This window comes from Solimonas marina (assembly GCF_012241385.1).
In the GTDB taxonomy this organism is placed as follows: Bacteria; Pseudomonadota; Gammaproteobacteria; order Nevskiales; family Nevskiaceae; genus Solimonas; species Solimonas marina.
On record NZ_JAAVXB010000002.1, the window covers coordinates 192845 to 213790 of the forward strand.

Annotated in this window: 17 protein-coding genes; 11 read left to right on the forward strand and 6 right to left on the reverse strand. The window is 64.6% G+C overall.

The features are described from left to right. Positions 1-26: 26 nt before the first annotated feature. Positions 27-860 (reverse strand): oxidoreductase, encoded by an 834-nt coding sequence (locus G7Y82_RS04030; protein WP_168146740.1) that lies wholly within the window; start codon positions 858-860, stop codon positions 27-29. A gap of 161 nt (positions 861-1021) precedes the next feature. On the opposite strand from G7Y82_RS04030, the gene G7Y82_RS04035 reads away from it, so the two are divergent. Further along, the gene (locus G7Y82_RS04035) at positions 1022-1933 is read left to right on the forward strand and encodes an AraC family transcriptional regulator (RefSeq protein ID WP_168146741.1); all 912 of its coding nucleotides are present in this window, start codon (positions 1022-1024) and stop codon (positions 1931-1933) included. Between the two features lie 28 nt (positions 1934-1961). Here the strand turns inward: G7Y82_RS04035 and G7Y82_RS04040 are convergent, their stop codons facing one another. The 3 genes from G7Y82_RS04040 to G7Y82_RS04050 all read right to left on the reverse strand — a co-directional run bounded on the left by G7Y82_RS04040 (position 1962) and on the right by G7Y82_RS04050 (position 4094). Then, on the reverse strand, positions 1962-2882 hold the full coding sequence (locus G7Y82_RS04040) for a LysR family transcriptional regulator (protein WP_168146742.1): 921 nt from the start codon (positions 2880-2882) through the stop codon (positions 1962-1964). A gap of 61 nt (positions 2883-2943) precedes the next feature. Continuing rightward, on the reverse strand, positions 2944-3732 hold the full coding sequence (locus tag G7Y82_RS04045) for a MipA/OmpV family protein (RefSeq protein WP_168146743.1): 789 nt from the start codon (positions 3730-3732) through the stop codon (positions 2944-2946). A gap of 92 nt (positions 3733-3824) precedes the next feature. Continuing rightward, entirely contained in the window at positions 3825-4094 is a 270-nt protein-coding gene (locus G7Y82_RS04050) for an EF-hand domain-containing protein (protein ID WP_168147127.1), read from the reverse strand. Positions 4095-4531: 437 nt separating this feature from the next. Between G7Y82_RS04050 and aceB the strand changes: the two genes are divergently transcribed. Further along, on the forward strand, positions 4532-6130 hold the full coding sequence (gene aceB / locus G7Y82_RS04055; protein WP_168146744.1) for a malate synthase A: 1599 nt from the start codon (positions 4532-4534) through the stop codon (positions 6128-6130). A gap of 410 nt (positions 6131-6540) precedes the next feature. On the opposite strand, the gene G7Y82_RS04060 is transcribed toward aceB, so the two are convergent. Together G7Y82_RS04060 and G7Y82_RS04065 are read right to left on the reverse strand one after the other, a co-directional pair. After that, a complete protein-coding gene (locus tag G7Y82_RS04060) occupies positions 6541-7206 on the reverse strand; it encodes a Slp family lipoprotein (RefSeq protein WP_168146745.1) in 666 nt (221 codons plus the stop codon). A gap of 132 nt (positions 7207-7338) precedes the next feature. Next, a complete protein-coding gene (locus tag G7Y82_RS04065) occupies positions 7339-7857 on the reverse strand; it encodes a gamma carbonic anhydrase family protein (RefSeq protein WP_168146746.1) in 519 nt (172 codons plus the stop codon). 1273 nt (positions 7858-9130) lie between these two features. Between G7Y82_RS04065 and G7Y82_RS04070 the strand changes: the two genes are divergently transcribed. From G7Y82_RS04070 to cas1c, 9 genes are all read left to right on the forward strand, one after another. Continuing rightward, positions 9131-9418, forward strand: a complete 288-nt coding sequence (locus tag G7Y82_RS04070; RefSeq protein ID WP_168146747.1) for a co-chaperone GroES — start codon at positions 9131-9133, stop codon at positions 9416-9418. Between the two features lie 33 nt (positions 9419-9451). Then, the gene (groL, locus tag G7Y82_RS04075; protein WP_168146748.1) at positions 9452-11095 is read left to right on the forward strand and encodes a chaperonin GroEL; all 1644 of its coding nucleotides are present in this window, start codon (positions 9452-9454) and stop codon (positions 11093-11095) included. 1096 nt (positions 11096-12191) lie between these two features. Then, positions 12192-13145 (forward strand): helix-turn-helix transcriptional regulator, encoded by a 954-nt coding sequence (locus tag G7Y82_RS04080; protein WP_168146749.1) that lies wholly within the window; start codon positions 12192-12194, stop codon positions 13143-13145. A 97-nt stretch (positions 13146-13242) separates the two neighbouring features. Continuing rightward, the gene (locus G7Y82_RS04085) at positions 13243-15543 is read left to right on the forward strand and encodes a CRISPR-associated endonuclease Cas3'' (RefSeq protein WP_168146750.1); all 2301 of its coding nucleotides are present in this window, start codon (positions 13243-13245) and stop codon (positions 15541-15543) included. Between the two features lie 331 nt (positions 15544-15874). After that, on the forward strand, positions 15875-16549 hold the full coding sequence (gene cas5c / locus G7Y82_RS04095; protein WP_168146752.1) for a type I-C CRISPR-associated protein Cas5c: 675 nt from the start codon (positions 15875-15877) through the stop codon (positions 16547-16549). Next, positions 16546-18360 carry a type I-C CRISPR-associated protein Cas8c/Csd1 gene (gene cas8c / locus G7Y82_RS04100; protein WP_168146753.1) on the forward strand — a complete coding sequence of 605 codons (1815 nt, stop codon included), beginning with the start codon at positions 16546-16548 and terminating at the stop codon, positions 18358-18360. The genes cas5c and cas8c overlap by 4 nt, the downstream gene beginning before the upstream one ends. Next, positions 18357-19247, forward strand: coding sequence for a type I-C CRISPR-associated protein Cas7/Csd2 (cas7c, locus tag G7Y82_RS04105; protein ID WP_168146754.1), 891 nt, complete (start codon positions 18357-18359; stop codon positions 19245-19247). Before cas8c ends, cas7c begins: the two co-directional genes overlap by 4 nt. 23 nt (positions 19248-19270) lie before the next feature. Further along, positions 19271-19906: a CRISPR-associated protein Cas4 gene (gene cas4 / locus G7Y82_RS04110; protein WP_168146755.1), complete on the forward strand. Its 636-nt coding sequence runs from the start codon at positions 19271-19273 to the stop codon at positions 19904-19906. Further along, positions 19906-20943, forward strand: coding sequence for a type I-C CRISPR-associated endonuclease Cas1c (gene cas1c / locus G7Y82_RS04115; protein ID WP_168146756.1), 1038 nt, complete (start codon positions 19906-19908; stop codon positions 20941-20943). Before cas4 ends, cas1c begins: the two co-directional genes overlap by 1 nt. Positions 20944-20946 lie beyond the last annotated feature (3 nt).

Below are 20946 nucleotides of genomic sequence, written 5' to 3' on the forward strand. Positions count from 1 at the left end.
ATGCGCCGGGCGTTTTCGTCTGTGCGTCAGCCGTCCGTCGATCGCGTGAGCGGCTCCCAGGTATCGAGTTCACTGGCCAGCGTTTGCAACTTGTCGCGAACCAGGCCGAGGGCGTCGCTGCCCAGCAGCAAGTGCGCCGGCGGCTGGTCGCTGTCGATGATGGCGAGCATGGCCTGCGCCGCCTTGCGCGGATCACCGAGCTGCTTGCCGCTCTTTTCTTCGCGCGCCTGGCGGATGGGATCGAACAGCGCGTCGTAGTCGGCGATCGAGCGCGGTGTACGCACCATCGAGCGGCCCGCCCAGTCGGTGCGGAACGAGCCCGGTGCCACGGCCGTCACGGCGATGCCGAGCGGCGCGACTTCCTTGCCCAGCGCCTCGGAAATGCCTTCGAGCGCGAACTTGCTGCCGCAGTAATAGGTGATGCCGGGCATCGTGATATAGCCGCCCATCGAGGTGATGTTGAGCAGGTGCCCGCGCCGGCGCTGGCGCATGAACGGCAGCACGGCGCGCATCGCCGCGACGGCGCCGAACACATTGACGTCGAACTGCCGGCGCATGTCGTCCAGCGACGATTCTTCCATCACGCCCTCATGGCCGTAGCCGGCATTGTTGACGAGCACGTCGATCGATCCGATGTCGGTTTCGACGCCGGCGATGGTGCGCTCGACGGCGGCGAAGTCGGTGACGTCCAGCACGCGCGCGAACGCCCGCGTGGCATTCAGGGCTTCAAACGAGGCGGCGGCCTCGGCATGGCGCACGGTGCCGATGACGCGATGTCCGGCGGCCAGCGCGGCTTCGGCCAAGGCGCGGCCGAAGCCGCTGCTGACGCCGGTAATGAACAGGGTTTTGGAGGTCGACATACAGACCGCTCCGGTTTCAGTGGGGTCTGCATCATATTTCTGATCGAATTGAGTGAAACGACCGTATATTCTGTCGTTATTGCCTATTCTTATGAATGAATAAAGAAAGAGTGAAAGGGGCTCTGGCCGGGCGGCACGCACCATGGCGCGACCAGCGGCGCATGGTCGAGCGCCTGCTGACGCTCGCGCCGCGCGAGGGCTACAACCTGACCGCGTTGCCGGACGTCCGCATCCTGCGTTCCGACCGGCCGCTGGCGCGCACGCCGGTGCTCTACGACCCCGGCATCGTCATCGTCTGCCAGGGCTGCAAGCGCGGCTACTTTCGCGACCAGGTCTATCTCTACGACGAGCAGCATTACCTGGCGGTGTCGGTGCCGGTGCCGTTCGTGATGGAAACCGAGGCTTCGGCCGAGCGACCGCTGCTGGCGCTCTACCTGCATCTGGATTTTCAGCTGGCGGCCGAGCTGATGATCCAGATCGATCAGCGTGGTGCCGCGCAAGCAGTGGCGGCGCCACAAAGCATGATGTCGAGCCCGATGGATGCTGCGCTGCGCGCGTCCGTGCTGCGGTTTCTCGACGCGATGAGCGAGCCGCTCGAAGCGGCCGTGCTCGGCCCGGCCATGCTGCGCGAGCTGTACTTCCGGGTACTGACCGGCGCGCAGGGCGACGCAATGCGCGCGGCGCTGGCCTTGCAGGGGCAGTTCGGCAAGATCGGCAAGGCCTTGCGGCGCATTCATGCAACCTACGCGCAGGCGCTGAATCTGAGTGCGTTGGCGGGCGAAGCGGGCATGAGCGTGCCGACCTTCCACAGCCACTTCAAGGCGGTGACCGGCATGGCGCCGATGCAGTACGTGAAGTCGGCGCGCCTGCATCAGGCGCGCTTGCTGATGGTGCGCCAGGCGATGACAGCGGCCGCCGCCAGCCATGCCGTGGGTTACGAAAGCCCGTCGCAGTTCAATCGCGAGTTCAAACGTCTGTTCGGTCTGCCGCCGGCCGAGGAGGCAAGGCGCCTGCGCGAGAGCTTTGCGCTGCCGCCGGCGCATGCGGCGTCGGCTTTCATCTCGTCACACTGAGCGCGGCACCGGCCACGCGGTGGCGGCGTCAGGTCAGCGTCGGCCGCTGGCCCCAGTACGTCGGATCGCCGAAGCGCTGCTTGAGATGTTCGATGAACAGACGCGTGCGCAAGGGCAGGTGGCGGCGTTCGAGGAACAGCGCGTAAATGCCGTTGGCCGGCGCCGCATAGTCCTGCAGCACGACGCGCAGGCGGCCGGCAGCGAGATCGTCGCTGACTTCCCACAGCGAGCGCCATGCCAGGCCGCGGCCTTCGAGCGCCCATTCGTGCAGGATCGCGCCGTCGTTGCAGTCGAAGCGACCGCGCGGCCGCACGCTGCGCGGCTCGCCATCGATGACAAAGCTCCAAGCGCGGACACCGCCGCCGGTTTCTCCGAGCAGCAGCGCATCGTGTTCGGCCAGTTGGTCGGGATGCGTCGGCTCGCCGCGGCGCTTCAAATACGCCGGGCTGGCGACGACCACGCGACGGTTCTCGGCCAGATGCACGCGCACCAGGCGCGAGTCGGTCAGTTCGCCGACGCGGATGGCGCAGTCGACGCTTTCGTTGGCGAGATCGGCGATGCGGTCCGACAAATCCAGCGACACGTCGACTTCCGGATGCTGGTCGAGAAAGCTGGCGATGGCCGGCGCCACGTGGCGACGACCGAAGCCGGCCGGCGCGGTGATGCGCAGGCGGCCGCTGGCACTCATGCTGCCGCGGCTGACGGCCGCTTCGGCGCTGGCAAGGTCCTCGACGATGCGCTGGCAGTCTTCGAGAAACGACGCGCCCTCGGCGGTCAGCGTCAGGCTGCGTGTGGTGCGCGTCAACAAGCGCACGCCGAGTCGTGCCTCGAGCGCGTCGATGCGGCGGCCGATCATTGCCGGCGTCAGATCCAGGGCGCGCGCCGCCGCCGACAGGCTGCCGCGCTGTGCGACCTGGATGAAGGTTTCGATTTCGCGTAAGGGGTTCACACGCACGGGCGGCGGCGGGGCGTGCGCCGAGTCTAACCGCTCGCCCGCCGGCCGCCCGGCGTCAGAACGAATACGACGCGGTCAGTCCGGCGCTGAAGTTGTGGCGCTGCTCGACGATGGGACTGTCCTTGGCGTCGCCCTGCAGGCGCTCGCCGTTGACGAGGCCGGCGAGAGTCCAGTCGCCGAGCCGATAGCCGAGCTGCACCGTGCCGCCGACGCTCTGGATGCCGGCGCCGGCGTCGTAGGCCGGCAGCGAGGTCGTGGGATGGGCGATCGGATCGACACCGAAATAGGTCTGCATGTGCTCGCCATTGGCCCAGCGCAGATTCGGGCCGGTGCTCAGCACCCAATGCGCGCCGAACGGATGGCGGACGCGCAGGCCCAGATCGACGGTCGTGCCCTGGTGCTGGCCGCCGATGTCGCTGGTGCTGCGCAGCGTGGCGCTGAAGCGGCGCGCACGGTAGGCAATGAAGGCGCTGCCGAGCGCGGTGCGGTCGATATTGCCGAGGTCATCCAGTCGATCGTCGCGCGAGGCGTCGCGCGGATCAACCACTTGCGTCGACAGCGCCAGCCCGAACAGCCAATGCGACCGCAGCGGCAGGGCCAGACCGGCTTGCAACGGCGTGCCGCCGAGCGGATTGCCGAGATAGAACGGTGTATCACCGAGGCGCAGGCTCAGCACCGGCAGCGGTACGGTGCGGCGCTCATCGCTGCCCGGATAGTCCGGGATCGTGGCGACACCGATGCCGATGCGGTTGTGCGGAGCGTCTGTCGTCTGCGCGTGTGCGGTCCACACCGGCACAGCCAGCAGGGCGCCGAGCGCCAGACGCGCATTTCGGGATCGAAGCATGAGGAATCCTGGCAGTGAAGGCGGGCGTGGCTGCGGGCGCCGTCGGGCGGGGAGTGAGCGCGCACGGCGCCCGCAGTCCAGCGCGGTACCGATCAGCGGTTGGCGGCCTTGCTCTGCATGAAGGCGGTGATCTCGCTTTCGGTGACGGCGCCGTCGCCGTTGCTGTCGATCGCCTGGAAATTCTTCGCCAGGCGCGGCATGCCGGCCTTGGCTTCGTCCGGGCTCAGCTTGCCGTCGTGATTGGTGTCGGCCTGCTGGAAGCGCTGGTCGAGCTTGGCCGCCATCTGCTCGGCACGCGACGGCGTGGCGGCGAATGCCATGGTCGGCGCGACGAGGGCGATGGCAACGAGGGGATAACGCATATCAAATGACTCCTTTGGGGGCTGAAACGGTGCGGCGTTCAGGGGAGGGTGCCGACCGATTCCGCTAGCCTAGGGAGTGCCTGCTGCGAGCGGTTTGCCGAGCCCGAACGCTATGTAGCGTTGTGTGACAGCCACGATCCGGCGAGTTGCACGACGTAGCGCCGGCGTCCGCCCGAACCCAGCGGAGACGGATGCTCGAATTGCACGATGGGCGCGCGCAACGCGGGCTTGAGGCGCCGCATGGATACACGCCGATACAAAAGCGCGGGCCAACATGGCCGCACCGCCATTGCATCGCCGTCATCAATGCAATGTTGGCCAAAAACACTCTCATTTTTTACTAAAAGTAAAAGATGATTTTCGGCGCAGTGGGTTCAAGTCACCCGGCTCGCGCCCTATCATCGCCGCTCTCAAGAAGAAACCCGATGGAGCCCACCATGAGCCTGAAACTGCCGGAAGGCATGCAGATCAACGCGCCGATGCATCCGCGCTTCGAGGAAATTCTCACGCCGGACGCGCTGGAACTGGCTGCCAAGCTGCACCGCGCGTTCGAAGCGCGCCGCCAGGAGCTGCTGGCCAAGCGCGTCGAGCGTCAGGCGCGCATCGATGCCGGTGAGCTGCCGGACTTCCTGCCGGAAACCAAGGCGGTCCGTGAAGGCGACTGGAAGGTCGCGCCGCTGCCGAAGGCGCTGGAGAACCGCCGCGTCGAGATCACCGGGCCGGTCGAACGCAAGATGATCATCAATGCGTTCAACTCGGGCGCCGACTCGTACATGACGGACTTCGAGGACTCCAACAGCCCGAACTGGTTCAACCAGATCCAGGGCCAGGTGAATCTGTACGACGCGATCCGTCGCCAGATCAGCTTCACCAACGACAAGGGCAAGGAGTACAAGCTCGCCGACAAGATCGCGACGCTGCAGATCCGCCCGCGCGGCTGGCATCTGGACGAAAAGCACGTGCTGGTCGACGGCAAGCGCGTGTCCGGCGGCATCTTCGACTTCGCGCTGGTGTTCTTCCACAACGCCAAGGAACAGATCGCGCGCGGTGCCGGCCCGTTCTACTACCTGCCGAAGATGGAAAGCCATCTGGAAGCGCGCCTGTGGAACGACATCTTCGTGATGGCGCAGGACCACGTCGGCCTGCCGCAGGGCACGATCAAGGCGACGGTGCTGATCGAGACCGTGCTCGCCACCTTCGAGCTCGAAGAAATCCTCTATGAACTGCGCGAGCACAGCGCCGGCCTCAACGCCGGTCGTTGGGACTACATCTTCTCGTGCATCAAGAAGTTCAAGCGCAACACCGACTTCTGCCTCGCCAACCGTGCGGCGATCACCATGGAAGTGCCGTTCATGCGCGCCTACGCGCTGGCGCTGGTCAAGGCCTGCCACAAGCGCGGCGCGCCGGCGATGGGCGGCATGAGCGCGCTGATCCCGATCAAGGGCGACGAAGCGGCCAACGAAAAGGCCATGGCCGGCATCCGCAACGACAAGGCGCGCGATGCCCGTGATGGCTTCGACGGCGGCTGGGTGGCGCATCCGGGTCTGGTGGCGCTGGCGCAGGAAGAGTTCCAGAAGGTGCTGGGCGACCGCCCGAACCAGTGGGACAAGCAGCGCGACGACACCTACGGCCCGAAGGACTGGATGAACTTCCAGCCCGAGCAGCCGATCACCGAAACCGGCGTGCGCAACAACATCAACGTCGGCATCCACTACCTGGGCGCCTGGCTGGCCGGCAACGGCTGCGTGCCGATCCACAACCTGATGGAAGACGCCGCCACTGCCGAGATCAGCCGCTCGCAGATCTGGCAGTGGGTGGTCAGCCCCAAGGGCAAGCTCGACGACGGCCGCAAGGTCGACGCCGCGATGGTCCGCGCGATCATTCCGGAAGAGCTGGCCAAGGTGAAGGCCACCGTCAGCGCCGCCGGCGAAGACGTGGCGACCTACGAGCAGGCCGCGAAGATCTTCGAGGACATGTCGCTGTCCGAGAACTTCGTCGAGTTCCTGACCCTCCCCCTCTACGAAGCCATGGAGTGAGCAGGGCTTTCGAGCAGCGCTAGCTGCGAGCCTGCGAACGCCCGCTGCGGTGCAACGCAGCGGGCCAGGCAGAGACAGGGCTTTCGAGCAGCGCTAGCTGCGAGCCTGCGAACGCCCGCTGCGATGCAACGCAGCGGGCCAGGTAGAGACAGGGCTTTCGAGCAGCGCTAGCTGCGAGCCTGAAGTGAAAAGCCGCGCGGAGCGATCCGCGCGGCTTTTTGTTGCCCACCATCTCCGGCGTTTGCACTTCGGGCCCTAGCATTACAAAGCCGCACGCTGCACGCGGGCTCCAGTCCCCCTCCGCCCGCTCGCGGGGGGAGGGGTTAGGGGAGGTGGGCGTATCTATTCTCGCCGGACAGTGCTGCAGCCCCCGCGCCACAAGCAAGGCGACGCGGTTGCCGACAGCACGCTCAGCGCTGGCGCGCGGCGGGTTCCACAAAGCCGACATGCGTGACCGCCTCATGGGCGCTGATCGCCTCCTGCAGGCCCGGCGGCAACGGCGGTGGCAGCGGTGGGTGGGGCCGGTTCACGTAGATCACCGGGTAGTAGTAGTCACCCGCCGGGTAATAAAAGTACGGATAGAGCAGCGGGTCGAAGCCGGTGGTGACGGCGGTGGCCGGCGCGTGTGCGTCGAGCGGCCACAGGTGAATCTGGTCGGCATCGAGCTTGGCATATTCGTAGCGATAGCCGCCGACCCTGCGCATCTCGGCGCCGGCGACCGTGCCGGTGACGGTGATCTCGCGGCCGGGCTGATAGGTCTGCGGGTCGAGATAGCGGTCGACGCAGGTCAGGAAGCGGCCGTTGTCGCGGTCATCGAGGATGGGCCGTGCATTGTCGGCCAGCGGTTTGCCGAGCACCTCGAAGCAGGTGCGCTGTGCCTCGTTGGTCATCGACAGAATCGGCCCGCCCCAGCGGACTTCCGCGGGCATCGCACGCTGCGCCGTGGTTTGAGTGGAGGCGCCGGCGACCTGACGTGGCGTCAAGTCCTCGAAATCGCCGCGCAGGGCCGGGGGCGCGCAGGCGCTCAGGGTCGTCAGCAGGGCAATCAGCAAGGCGTAATGCCAGACTTCATCCATCGGGGTCTCCATTCGTTGCGCAGCGCAATCCGTGCGCTGCCGGGGCGGAGACACCTTATGGGGCGAGGGCGGCCGACAGGCGTCGGCCGCGTATTCAGCAGTAACGGCGCGTAACCGCGGCGCCGGTGATGCTTAAACCGGTTGCAACTGCTCGCTGAAACGTCTGGCGTTCTGCACATAGTGCAGGGCCTGGGCCTTGAGCATCTGCGCGGTGCGTTCGTCCAGCGTGCGCACGACCTTGGCCGGCGAGCCGACGATCAGCGAATGGTCCGGGAACTCCTTGCCCTCGGTGACCAGGGCGTTGGCGCCGACGATGCAGCCCTTGCCGATCCTGGCGTTGTTGAGGATCACCGAGCCGATGCCGATCAGCGTGCCATCGCCGATGGTGCAGCCATGCAGCATCGCCATGTGGCCGATCGTGCAGTGGCTGCCGATGCTCAGCTTGATGCCGGGGTCGGTATGCAGCACCGAGCCTTCCTGGATGTTGGTGTTCTCGCCGATGCTGATGTCGTCGTTGTCGCCGCGGATGGTGACGTTGAACCAGACACTGACGCCGGGCGCGGCGTGCACCGAGCCGATGACGGTGGCGTTCGGGGCGATCCAGTGCTCGCCCTCGAAATGCGGGACGCGGTCGCCGAGGCGGTAGATCATGAAGTGCTCCTCGCTGGGGGGCAGACATTGTCGCAGCACTGCCGATGCCGACGACACTTTCCGGTGCCCGCGTTCCCGCAAAAAGGGCGGGCGAACGGGCTCGGCGGGGCAGTGCTTAAAGAGACAAGGGTTTTTTGCGCCGTTACGCTTCGCAATGATGCAACCCCTCACCGTTCATGCCGAGCGCGGCCGCAGGCGTGTATCGAGGCACGTGCCGGGCACGTGGGGTTGCCCAGTGCGGTCCGAAGCCCCTCGATATAGCCGCTACGCGGCCACTCGGGGCGAACGGCGGTACCTCTCACCGTTCATGCCGAGTGCCGCCGCAGGCGGTGTATCGAGGCACGCGCGAGGCGTGATGCGAGTCCTAATGCTCGCTGCGCGTGCGGCAACCCCTCGATACGATCGCTACGCGATCACTCGGGGCGAACGGCAGAAAGCAAAAATCCCGGAGATGCCCCACCGTTCATGCCGAGTGCGGCCGCAGGCCGTGTATCGAGGCACGTGCCGGGCGCGTGGGGTTGCCCGGTGCGGTCCAGGGCCCCTCGATCCAGCCGCTACGCGGCCACTCCGGGCGAACGGCGGTACCTCTCACCGTTCATGCCGAGTGCCGCCGCAGGCGGTGTATCGAGGCACGCGCGAGGCGTGATGAGAGTCCTGATGCTCGCTGCGCGTGCAGTAACCCCTCGATACGATCGCTACGCGACCACTCGGGGTGAACGGCAGAAAGCAAAAATCCCGGAGATACCCCACCGTTCATGCCGAGTGCCGCCGCAGGCGGTGTATCGAGGCACGCGCGAGGCGTGATGCGAGTCCTGATGCTCGCTGCGCGTGCAGTAACCCCTCGATACGATCGCTACGCGATCACTCGGGGCGAACGGCAGAAAGCAAAATCCCGGAGATACCTCACCGTTCATGCCGAGCGCGGCCGCAGGCGTGTATCGAGGCACGTGTCGGGCGCGCGGGGCGGCCCGGAGCGGTCCGAAGCCCCTCGATATAGCCGCTACGCGGCCACTCGGGGCGAACGGCGGAGGGCCGGGTATCATCGCGGATTGCATCCGAGCGACTGCGGCTCGGAATCCGCTCTCTCGGGTTCATCGACACGAGCCGAATCGGCAAGGCGCCATAAAAAGTTCGGATCTGCCCCTTGAAACCCGCGGAGTCGTCCTCAACAATTAGCAGCCTTCATCGGGGAGTGCTAACACCGTGCCTAGAAAGCGGTTGTGGCGTTTCCCACAGGTTCACACAAGTCATTGACCTATTTGGAGATTCACCTATGAAGCTTCGCCCTCTGCACGATCGCGTGATCGTCAAGCGTCTTGAAGAAGAGAAGAAGTCGGCTGGCGGCATCATCATCCCGGACAACGCGGCAGAGAAGCCGGTGAAGGGCGAAATCCTCGCCGTCGGCCCGGGCAAGAAGGACGACGCCGGCAAGGCCATCGCCCTCGACCTGAAGGTTGGCGACAAGGTGCTGTTCGGCAAGTACTCGGGCTCCGAGGTCAAGGTCGACGGCGAAGACCTGCTGGTCATGCGCGAAGACGACGTCATCGCGGTTTTCGCCTAATCCGCATCACCCCATTCAAGAGGAATCAGAGTCATGGCAGCTAAAGAAGTGAAGTTTGGTGATGACGCGCGTTCGCGCATGGTGGCCGGCGTCAACGTCCTGGCCAACGCCGTCAAGGTCACCCTCGGCCCCAAGGGCCGCAATGTCGTCCTCGACAAGTCGTTCGGCGCGCCGACCGTCACCAAGGACGGTGTTTCGGTCGCCAAGGAAATCGAGCTGAAGGACAAGTTCGAGAACATGGGCGCCCAGCTCGTCAAGGAAGTCGCCTCGAAGACCTCCGACGAAGCCGGTGACGGCACCACGACCGCCACGGTCCTGGCCCAGGCCATCGTCAACGAAGGCCTGAAGTCGGTCACCGCCGGCATCGACCCGATGGACATCAAGCGCGGCATCGACAAGGCCGTCGAAGCCGTGGTCGAAGAGGTCAAGAAGAACGCCGTGCCGTGCAAGGATCGCAAGGCGATCGCGCAGGTCGGCACCGTTTCGGCCAACGCCGACGAAGCGATCGGCACCATCATCGCCGACGCGATGGACAAGGTTGGCAAGGAAGGCGTGATCACCGTCGAAGACGGTTCGGGCCTCGAGAACGAGCTGTCGGTCGTCGAAGGCATGCAGTTCGACCGCGGCTACCTGTCGCCGTACTTCATCAACAACGCGCAGAGCCAGCAGGTCGAGCTGGAAAACCCGCTGATCCTGATCACCGACAAGAAGGTCAGCAACATCCGCGAACTGCTGCCGGTGCTCGAAGGCGTGGCCAAGAGCGGCCGTCCGCTGCTGATCATTGCTGAAGACGTCGAAGGCGAAGCGCTGGCCACCCTGGTCGTCAACAACCTGCGTGGCATCCTCAAGGTCGCCGCCGTCAAGGCGCCGGGCTTTGGTGACCGCCGCAAGGAAATGCTCAAGGACATCGCCATCCTCACGGGCGGCACGGTGATCACCGAAGAGCTGGGCCTGTCGATCGAGAAGGCCACGCTGGAAGACCTGGGCACCGCCAAGAAGGTCCAGATCGAGAAGGAAAACACCACCGTCATCGACGGCGCCGGCAAGAAGGACGCCATCACCTCGCGCATCAAGGAAATCAAGGCGCAGGTCGAAGCGGCCACCAGCGACTACGACAAGGAAAAGCTGCAGGAGCGCCTCGCCAAGCTCTCCGGCGGTGTTGCCGTGATCAAGGTTGGTGCCGCCACCGAAGTCGAGATGAAGGAAAAGAAGGCGCGCGTCGAAGACGCCCTGCACGCCACGCGTGCGGCCGTCGAGGAAGGCATCGTCGCCGGTGGTGGCGTGATGCTGGTCCGCGCCGCCAAGGTGCTGGAAAAGCTCAAGGGTGCCAACGACGACCAGACGGTCGGCGTCAACATCCTCAAGCGCGCCATCCAGGAGCCGCTGCGTCAGATCGTGCGCAACGCCGGTGAAGAGCCGTCGGTCGTCCTCAACAAGGTCGCCGAAGGCAAGGCCGCGTACGGCTACAACGCCGGCAACGGCGAGTACGGCGACATGATCGACATGGGCATCATCGACCCGGCCAAGGTCACGCGCCTCGCGCTGCAGAACGCCGCCTCGGTGGCCGGCCTGCTGCTGACGACGGAAGCGATGATCGCCGAACTGCCGCAGAAGAATGACGCCCCGGCGATGCCGGCCGGCGGCATGGGCGGCATGGGTGGCATGGGCGATTTCTAAGAAATCACCCAGCAGTCGTACGCTGTCTCATCGGGGCGCCTTCGGGCGCCCCGATTTTTTTGCGCCCGCGACTCCATCCCGCAGGAGTGGCGCGAGCCGCGACCCCGACTTTCTCCCTTTTCTGTAGGAGTGGCGCAAGCCGCGACCCGCCACTTCATCCCGCCAACCAACCACTGCCAACCGCCGTCCCAGCCTCCCGTTCATGTCGAGTAGGCCCGCAGGGCCATATCGAGACACGCCCCGCAACTTCAGGCGCCCCCGAACGACGCCGACCCTCATCCCGCCGGCCCCTCGATACACGGCTACGCCGCACTCGGGGTGAGCGGGTAGTGGGAGCCGCTGCACATCCACGCCCGGCACCCGCCAACCAACCCCTGCCAACCGCCGTCCCAGCCCCCGTTCATGTCGAGTAGGCCCGCAGGGCCATATCGCGACACGCCCCGCGACTTCAGGCGCCCCCGAACGACACCGAACCTCATCCCGCTAGCCCCTCGATACACGGCTACGCCGCACTCGGGGTGAGCGGGTCGCGGGAGCCGCGGCACCTCGACGCCCGGCACCCGTCTGCCAACCCAACCAATCGCCGCCCCAAACATCCGTTCATGTCGAGTAGGCCCACAGGGCCACATCGAGACACGCCCCGCAACTTCAGCCCCCCGAACGACACCGAACCTCATCCCGCCGGCCCCTCGATACACGGCTACGCCGCACTCGGGGTGAGCGGGTAGTGGGAGCCGCTGCACATCCACGCCCGGCACCCGCCAACCAACCCCTGCCAACCGCCGTCCCAGCCCCCGTTCATGTCGAGTAGGCCCGCAGGGCCATATCGCGACACGCCCCGCAACTTCAGGCCCCCGAACGACACCGAACCTCTCCCGCTAGCCCCTCGATACACGGCTACGCCGCACTCGGGGTGAGCGGGTAGTGGGAGCGGCGGCACCTCGACGCCCGGCACCCGCCAACCAACCCCTGCCAACCGCCGTCCCAACCTCCCGTTCATGTCGAGTAGGCCCACAGGGCCGTATCGAGACACGCCCCCAACCCACCCGCACAAGCAAGTGTCCACGGCCACCGCCGTTCACGTACGCTAACCGTCATGAAATCGTTCGAGCACGTCTACCGCGTCCACCGCCTGCTCAAGAGCCGCCGCTATCCGGTGGCATTCGAGACGCTGATGGAAGAACTCGAATGCTCGCGCGCGACCACCAAGCGCGTACTGGCCTATATGCGCGACGTACTCGGCGCACCGATCGAAACCTCGCGTGAGCCACGCGGCTACCGCTATACCGATGAGGCCTACGAGCTACCGGGCTTCTGGTTCTCCGGTGAGGAACTGCAGAGCCTGCTGACGCTGCAGCAACTGCTGGCCACCTTCCAGCCCGGCCTGCTCGACGACGCCCTCGGGCCGCTGCGCAAGCGCCTCGACCAGATCCTCGAATCGCAGGGCCTGACCACCGGCGAGGCGGCGCGCATCCGCTTGCTGCGCGCCGCCGCTCGTCCGCCCGGCGACCACTTCGCCACCATCGCCGCCGCCGTCCTGCAGCGTCATCGTCTGAAGATCGACTACGAGTCACGCGCCACCGGCAAGCTCAGCACGCGCGAAATCTCGCCGCAACGCCTCGTTCACTACCGTGACAACTGGTACCTGGACGCCTGGTGCCACCAATCCGACGACCTGCGTACCTTCGCCGTCGACTGTGTGCGCTGCGCCGAACCGCTGGAAGCATCGGCGCAGACGGTCGAAACCGAAAAGCTCAATGCCCGGCTCGGCGGCTCCTACGGCATCTTCTCCGGCGTGCCGACCGCCACCGCCGTCCTGCGCTTCACCCCCGAACGCGCACGCTGGGTGGCCGCTGAGCAATGGCACCCCCTGCAGCACGGCGAGTGGCTACCCGACGGCCAGTACGAACTCTCCGTGCCCTACCACGACGACCGCGAACTGATCCTCGATATCCTGCGCTACGGGCCGGACGTGGAGGTGATGGGGCCGGAGAGGCTGCGAAGCGCGGTTGCTGAAAGATTGCGTGCCGCGGCGCGGCGCTACGCGTAATTTGCAAACTTTTGGCGATTACTGTGACGCACGGCTCAATCTTTGAGCTTTCGACGTTGCACACTCCGACTTCGGATCGACAGCGTCGGAGGTCGGGATGGGGGCGGGGGAGCGGGGCGAGACGGCCAGCGAGACGCGATGCTGTCCTTCGGGCGTGGCTGCTTACTACGCTCATTCCACGGAATCTCCTGACCGTGCAACTTGGCAGCCGCTCGCCGAGCATCTGATCAATGTTGCCCGCCTCTCGTTAGATCGCGCAGCTCCGTTCGGCGCTGGTGAAATGGCCTTCGCTGCGGGCTTGCTGCATGACCTGGGAAAGTACACGGAGGAATTTCAGAGGCGTATCGCTGGCGACGCCATTCGCGTTGACCATGCCACGCGAGGCGCGATGCTGGCGGTGGAGCGCTACGGCGTCTTTGGCCATTTGCTTGCCTACGCGATCGCCGGCCATCACGCCGGGCTGGCCAACGGCGTCGAAGGCCAGGGCACGCGCGAGCGGACAGTGTTGCGCGACCGCCTCCGTGGTATTGGCTTGCCATCATTGGCGGCCAGTTGGGCGCGGGAGATTACGCCGCCGGAGTTGATCGCTCCGCCAGAAAAATTCCAGCCACGTGCGGAACGCGGTGCTTTTCAACTCGCTTTTCTCGTGCGCATGCTGTTCTCGTGCTTGGTCGATGCCGACTATCTCGACACCGAGGCGTTCTATGACCGTGTCGAGGGGCGAGCGTCGGCGAGAACCTTTCCGGCGCCGACGCTCGAAGCACTGCGCGCGCGTCTGACGCAATACATGGGACGGTTTCGTGGCGACAGCCCGGTTAACGCGATTCGCGCCGAAGTGCTTGCGCAGGTTCGAGACAAGGCGCCGCTGGACCCGGGCCTGTTTTCATTGACGGTGCCGACCGGCGGCGGCAAGACGCTCGCATCACTGGCTTTTGCGCTCGACCATGCGATTCGCCACGGCTTGCGCCGCGTCATTTTCGTGATTCCGTTCACGAGCATCGTCGAGCAGAACGCGGCGGTTTTTCGCCAAGCGCTGGGGAATCTAGGAGATGCTGCCGTTCTGGAGCATCACAGCGCATTCGTTGCGGCGCCACCGCCAAAAGACCAGCCCGACCGATATCAGGCACAGGAAAAACTGCGATTGGCGATGGAGAACTGGGACGCGCCGATCATAGTCACGACCGCAGTGCAGTTCTTCGAAAGCCTGTTCGCGGCCAAGCCGTCGCAATGTCGAAAACTGCACAGTATCGCCGGTAGTGTCGTGATTCTCGACGAGGCGCAGACTCTGCCGTTGAAGTTGCTGCGGCCTTCGGTCGCAGCGATCGACGAGCTGGCGCGCAACTACCGTTGTAGTGTCGTGCTCTGCACCGCCACCCAGCCGGCGTTGCAGGCGCCGAAATTCGAAGGTGGGCTTGAAAACGTCCGCGAACTGGCGCCCGAACCCAGCGCGCTGTTTCGCCGCCTGGCGCGGGTCCGCGTGCGTCACGCCGGCGTTTGGGACGATGCCAGACTGACCGCCGAGATGCGCGGCCGCGAGCAGGTGCTATGCATCGTCAACAACCGGAGGCATGCGCGTGCCGTCTATCAGTCGATGGCTGATCTGCCTGGCGCCCGCCATCTGACGACCTTGATGTGCGCGCGGCACCGCAGTGAAGTGCTGGCCGAGATACGTTCGTTGCTGGCGCGCGGTGAGCCATGTCGTCTGGTCGCTACCTCGCTGATCGAGGCCGGTGTCGATGTGTCGTTTCCGTGTGTGCTGCGTGCCGAAGCGGGCCTCGATTCGGTGGCTCAAGCGGCCGGGCGCTGCAACCGCAACGGAGAGCGGCCGATAGAGCTCAGCGAGGTTCTGATCTTTGCTCCGGCCAATGACGATTGGGCGCCGCCGCCGGAACTCGGCCAGTTCGCCCAGGCGGCTCGCGAAACTCTGCGCCGGCACGCGGACGATCCGTTGTCGCCGGCGGCGATCGAAGCCTACTTCCGCACGCTCTACTGGCAGAAGGGTGATCGACAGCTCGATGCCGGCGCGTTGCTCGACATGCTCGGTGCGAGCCGCGCCGAAAGCCTGCCGATGGAAACGCTGGCGGCAAAGTACCGAATGATCGATTCGGTCCAGAAACCGCTGATCGTGGTTTACGACGCTGAAGTCCGCAAACAGGTCGAGGCTTTACGCTATGCCGACAAGATTGGTGGCATCGCACGCCGTCTGCAGCCGTATCTGGTGCAGGTGCCGGAGCGTGCCTACGTCGCCCTGCAATCGGTGGGCGCGATCGAGGCGATTGCCCCGGAGAAATGGGGCGAGCAGTTCGTGATACTCGTCAACTCGGATCTCTACGACAAGCGCTACGGTTTGAATGCCGATGATGCGCAAAACGTTCCCCCGGAGAAGCTGCTGTGGTGAACGGTAGGCGCAGAGCGGTCGTTTACCGGGTGACGTACCCGAACGGCAAGATTTATATCGGCAAGGACATGACTGACAACATCAACTATTTCGGGAGTGCCGATGCCGCCCTGATCGCTCGGGATTTCACTGACGAACAACGCAAGGATTTCACAGTGCGGCGCGTCGAATTATGGGCGTCGACGACCGCGACAGAGCAGGCGGTCAATCGGATGGAAGTCGAACTGATTCGGCAATGGAACGCCAATCACCCAGACATCGGATACAACCGCTGGCCGCGATTCGACAAAGATCGGCAGTCGGCCTCGAACACGTGCATTGGGGGGATTTCATGAGCTTTGGTATCCGTCTCCTGATCTGGGGCGAGCGCGCCTGCTTCACCCGTCCCGAAATGAAGGTGGAGCGGGTCAGTTACGACGTCATCACGCCGTCGGCCGCGCGCGGCATTCTGGAGGCGATTCACTGGAAACCGGCGATTCGCTGGCACGTCGACCGGATTCACGTGCTCAAGCCGATCCGTTTCGAATCGATCCGCCGCAACGAGGTCGGGGGCAAGCTTTCGCCGGCGAGCGTCACACGGGCGATGAAAGCCGGCCAAGTCGCAGGCCTGGCGAGCTGCGTCGACGACGATCGCCAGCAGCGGGCGGCGACGGTGCTGCGTGACGTAGCCTATGTGATCGACGCGCATTTCGAGCTAACCGCGAGGGCCGGGCCGGACGACAATGTCGGCAAGCATCTCGATATCTTCAATCGTCGCGCGCGCAAGGGGCAGCATTTCCACGCACCGTGCATGGGCGTGCGCGAATTCCCGGCGCACTTCCAGTTGCTGGAAGCCGACGCTCCGATGCCGGAAGCGGATGCCGCGCTGGCCGGCGAGCGTGATCTGGGCTGGATGCTGCACGACATCGATTTTGCAGCCGACGCCGCGTCACGTTTCTTCCGGGCGCGAATGATTGACGGCGTGATCGAGGTTCCGGTTTGGAACAGCGACGAGGTGAAGGCATGATGCTTCAGTCACTCAGTCGCTACTATCAGCGACTGGTCCAGCGCGGTGCAGAGGGGATTGCCGCGTATGGCTATAGTCCGGAAAAGATCAGCTACGCGATCGTGCTCGACACACACGGTCATGTGCTCGACGTCGATGACGTCCGCGACACCACCGGAAAGAAGCCATACCCGCGGCTGATGACGGTGCCGCAGCCGGAAAAGCGCACCGTCGGCATCAAGTCCAACTTTCTCTGGGACAAGACCAGCTATGTGCTCGGTGTCAGTGCGACGAGCAAGCGCACCGAGCAGGAGCATCAGGCGTTCTGCGAGTTTCACGAGCAGGCGCTCGAAGGCGCGACCGATCCGGGGTTGCTGGCGCTCTTGCGATTTCTTCGTCAATGGCGACCGGAGCAGTTTTGTGAGCCTTCTTTCAAGGACGAAATGAAGGATGCCAATGTTGTGTTCCGGCTCGACGGCGAGCATCAGTATCTCCACGAGCGGGCCGCTGCGAAGGCTGCGCGGGAACGTCTTTTTTCGCCGTCGTCGTCTGATGATGCGCAAGCGTCGGCCCCCGCCATCTGTCTGGTGACGGGCGCGCGGTCTCCGATCGCCCGCCTACATCCGGCGATCAAGGGGGTCATGGGGGCGCAGAGTTCCGGGGCGTCGATCGTTTCATTCAACCTCGATGCGTTCACTTCGTATGGCAAGCATCAGGGCGACAACGCGCCGGTGTCCGAGCAGGCGGCGTTTGCCTACACCTCGGCTCTGAACTATCTACTGCGCCGCGATGTGCCGCACCGGCAGAACCTCACGGTCGGCGATACCACGGTGCTGTTCTGGGCGGAGGCCGATGACGAACGCCAAGCCGGAGTGGCGGAGATGAGTTTCGCCGCGATGCTCAATCCGCCGGACAGCGATGACAGCGAGGCGCTGAAGATTCGCGGCCTTCTGGAAGGCGTAGCCGAGGGGCGTCCGCTGTCGGATTTCGTTCCGGGCCTTGCCGAAGGGACGCGCATGTACGTGCTCGGGCTGGCGCCGAATGCGTCGCGTCTGTCGGTCCGTTTCTGGCTGGTCGATACCTTCGGCGATCTGGCGCGCCGTATCGCCCAACATGCACAGGATCTGCATATCGAGCCGTTGCCATGGCGATCTGCGCCATCGGTCTGGCGGCTGGCTCTCGCAACGGCGCCGTCGCGCGATGGGCGTGCCAAGAATGAAGATGTACCACCGCAGCTTGCCGGTGAGCTGCTACGTGCAATTCTGACGGGCGGCCGTTATCCGGCCAGCCTGCTGGCCAGCATCCTGATGCGGATGCGCGCCGACGGCGACGTCAGCGGTGTCCGCATTTCCATCTGCAAGGCCGTGCTGTCGCGCAATCGGCCTGTCCGCAATTCCGAAGAGGAGGTTCCTGTGAGTCTCGACAAGGCGTCCAAACAACCCGCGTATCTGCTGGGGAGGCTATTCGCGGTTCTGGAATACATACAGCGCAGTGCGCTCGGAGGGCAGGTCAATGCCACGATCCGCGATCGTTATTACGGAGCCGCTTCGGCGACGCCGGCATCGATCTTTCCGGTCCTGCTGCGCAATACGCAGAACCATCTCGGCAAGTTGCGCAAGGAGCGGCCGGGGCAGGCCATCAACCTGGAGCGCGATGTCCGCGAGATCGTCGCGGCATTGCCGGAGCAGTTTCCGCGCAGCCTGCACATCGAAGCACAGGGGCGCTTTGCGATCGGCTATTACCACCAATCGCAGTCTTACTTTACGAAACGCAACGGCAGCGCCGATGCGGTACCCGAAACCGAAATTGATACCGAAGGGGCTCTGTCATGACTGCGATTACGCATCGCTACGAATTCGTCTACCTGTTCGACGTCGTCAACGGAAATCCGAATGGCGATCCGGATGCGGGAAACCTCCCGCGCCTTGATCCGGAGACCAATTGCGGTCTGGTGACCGATGTCAGCCTGAAACGGAAAATCCGCAACTTCGTGGCGCTTGATAAAGAGGAGGCGCCGGGCTACGCGATCTACATGCAGGAAAAGGCCATCCTCAACCATCAGCACCAGAAAGCCTGGGACGCGTTGGAGATTCCGCCGGACGCCAAGAACGGCTACAAGAAACTGCCAAAGGAGGAGGCCAAGGCACGCGAAATCACGGCGTGGATGTGCACGAACTTCTTCGATGTACGCAGCTTCGGCGCGGTGATGACGACCGGCATTAACGCCGGACAGGTGCGCGGGCCGGTGCAACTCGCGTTTGCATCGTCGGTGGACCCCGTTATTCCTCTGGAAGTGGCGATCACGCGCATGGCGGTGACGACGGAAGCGGAAGCTGACGCGCAAAGCGGCGACAACCGGACGATGGGGCGCAAGCACGTCGTGCCGTACGGCCTATATCGCGCACATGGTTTTGTCTCGGCCAAGCTGGCGGAGCGCACCGGCTTCTCTGCAGAAGATCTGGAGCTCTTGTGGCGCGCACTGGCGAACATGTTCGAGCACGACCACTCGGCGGCGCGCGGTGAGATGGCGGCGCGCAAGCTCATCATCTTCGAGCACGAAAGCGCGATGGGGAATGCGCCATCGCACGTGCTGTTCGATGCGATCTCCCTTGAGCGAGAAACCGATGCCGATGTGCCCGCACGCGGCTTCAAGGACTACCGTGTGACGATTGATCGTGATGCGATCCCGCAGGGTGTGAGCGTCCGGGAGTACCTCTAGGCTAGATGGCCTCGGGATAGACGATGGAAGCGGACGAGGACCTGATTCCGCTCTCCGCGCTGCAGCACTACCTGTACTGCCCGCGGCAATGCGCGCTGATTCATGTAGAGCGCCTATGGGCCGAAAGCCGCCATACAGCGGAAGGGCGGCTGCTGCATGATCGTGCGGACCAGCCGGGCGTGGAAATGAGGCACGGGGTGCGGACGGATACTTCGATGCCGCTTTCGGCCCCGGCACTCGGCATCATCGGAGTTGCGGACATCGTTGAATTCGTCCCCGGCGAAACCGGACTGATCCCTCGGCCCGTCGAATACAAGCGCGGGCGGCCAAAGGCACATCGTGCCGATGAGGTCCAGCTTTGCGCGCAGGCGTTATGCCTGGAAGCGATGCTGGGCATGGAGGTTCCGGAAGGCGCACTGTTCTACGGCAAGACGCGGCGGCGCAAGCGCGTGGTGTTCGATTCGGCGCTGCGTGCATTGACCGAGCAAACCATCCGTACGGTAAGGTCGATGCTCGACCGCCGGCATACGCCCGGAGCGGAATATGAGGCCAATCGCTGTGACCACTGCTCGTTGATCGAGCAGTGTCGCCCGCACGAGTTGGGGCGCCGATCGAGCGTACGTCAGTGGCTGTATGAACAAACGGCGGAGCCGGACTGATGCGGCGTCAGCTCAACACTTTGTATGTGACGACGGACGGCGCGTGGTTGCACAAGGATGGCGCCAACGTCGTGATGGAGGTCGAGCAACAAGAGCGTGCGCGTGTGCCGGTGCACATGCTCGAAAGCCTGGTCTGTATCGGGCGCGTGCTGGTTTCTCCGCCGCTGCTCGGCTACTGCGCGGAGCAAGGCATCTGCATCAGTTTTCTGAATGCGAATGGCCGCTTCATGGCAAGGGTCGAAGGGCCGGTTTCCGGCAATGTGCTGCTGCGGCGCGAGCAATATCGCCGCACCGACGACGCGGCCGCCTGCGCGGAGATCGTGCGGCACGTGCTGATTGGAAAGCTCTACAACCAGCGCGTCGTGCTAGGGCGGGCGCTGCGCGACCACGGTGCGTCGATGGCTTCCGCATTCAGCGATGTTACGCATGCGCATCGGCGACTGGAGCGTCTTGGCATTAGGCTGCGAACCGAATCCGATACGCAGGTCATGCGTGGCCTCGAAGGGGAGGCCGCGCAAGCGTATTTCGGAGTGCTGGATCATTTGATTCGGATTCCGGGCAAATTTTTTCATTTTGGCGGGCGTAATCGGCGCCCACCGCATGATGCGATCAATGCGCTGCTGTCTTTTGCGTACACCTTGTTGACGCATGACTGTCGCTCCGCTCTGGAAAGCGTCGGCCTCGACCCGGCGGTCGGCTTTCTGCACCGCGACCGGCCGGGTCGGCCGAGTCTGGCCCTCGATCTGATGGAAGAGTTCCGCGCATTTCTCGCGGACCGTCTGGTGCTGTCGATGGTCAACCGGCGTCAGTTGAGTGAGCGCGATTTTCAGGTCATGGACAACGGCGTCGTACTGTTGCGGGAGGACGCGCGCAAGAATTTCCTGATCGCCTATCAGGAAAGAAAGCGTGAAGAGGTTCAGCATTTGTTTGTCGGCGAGAAAATGCCGATCGGCATGCTGCCGCTGATGCAGGCGCAGTTGCTGGCAAGACACCTGCGCGGGGATCTCGATGCCTATCCGCCGTTTCTCTGGAAGTAGCGT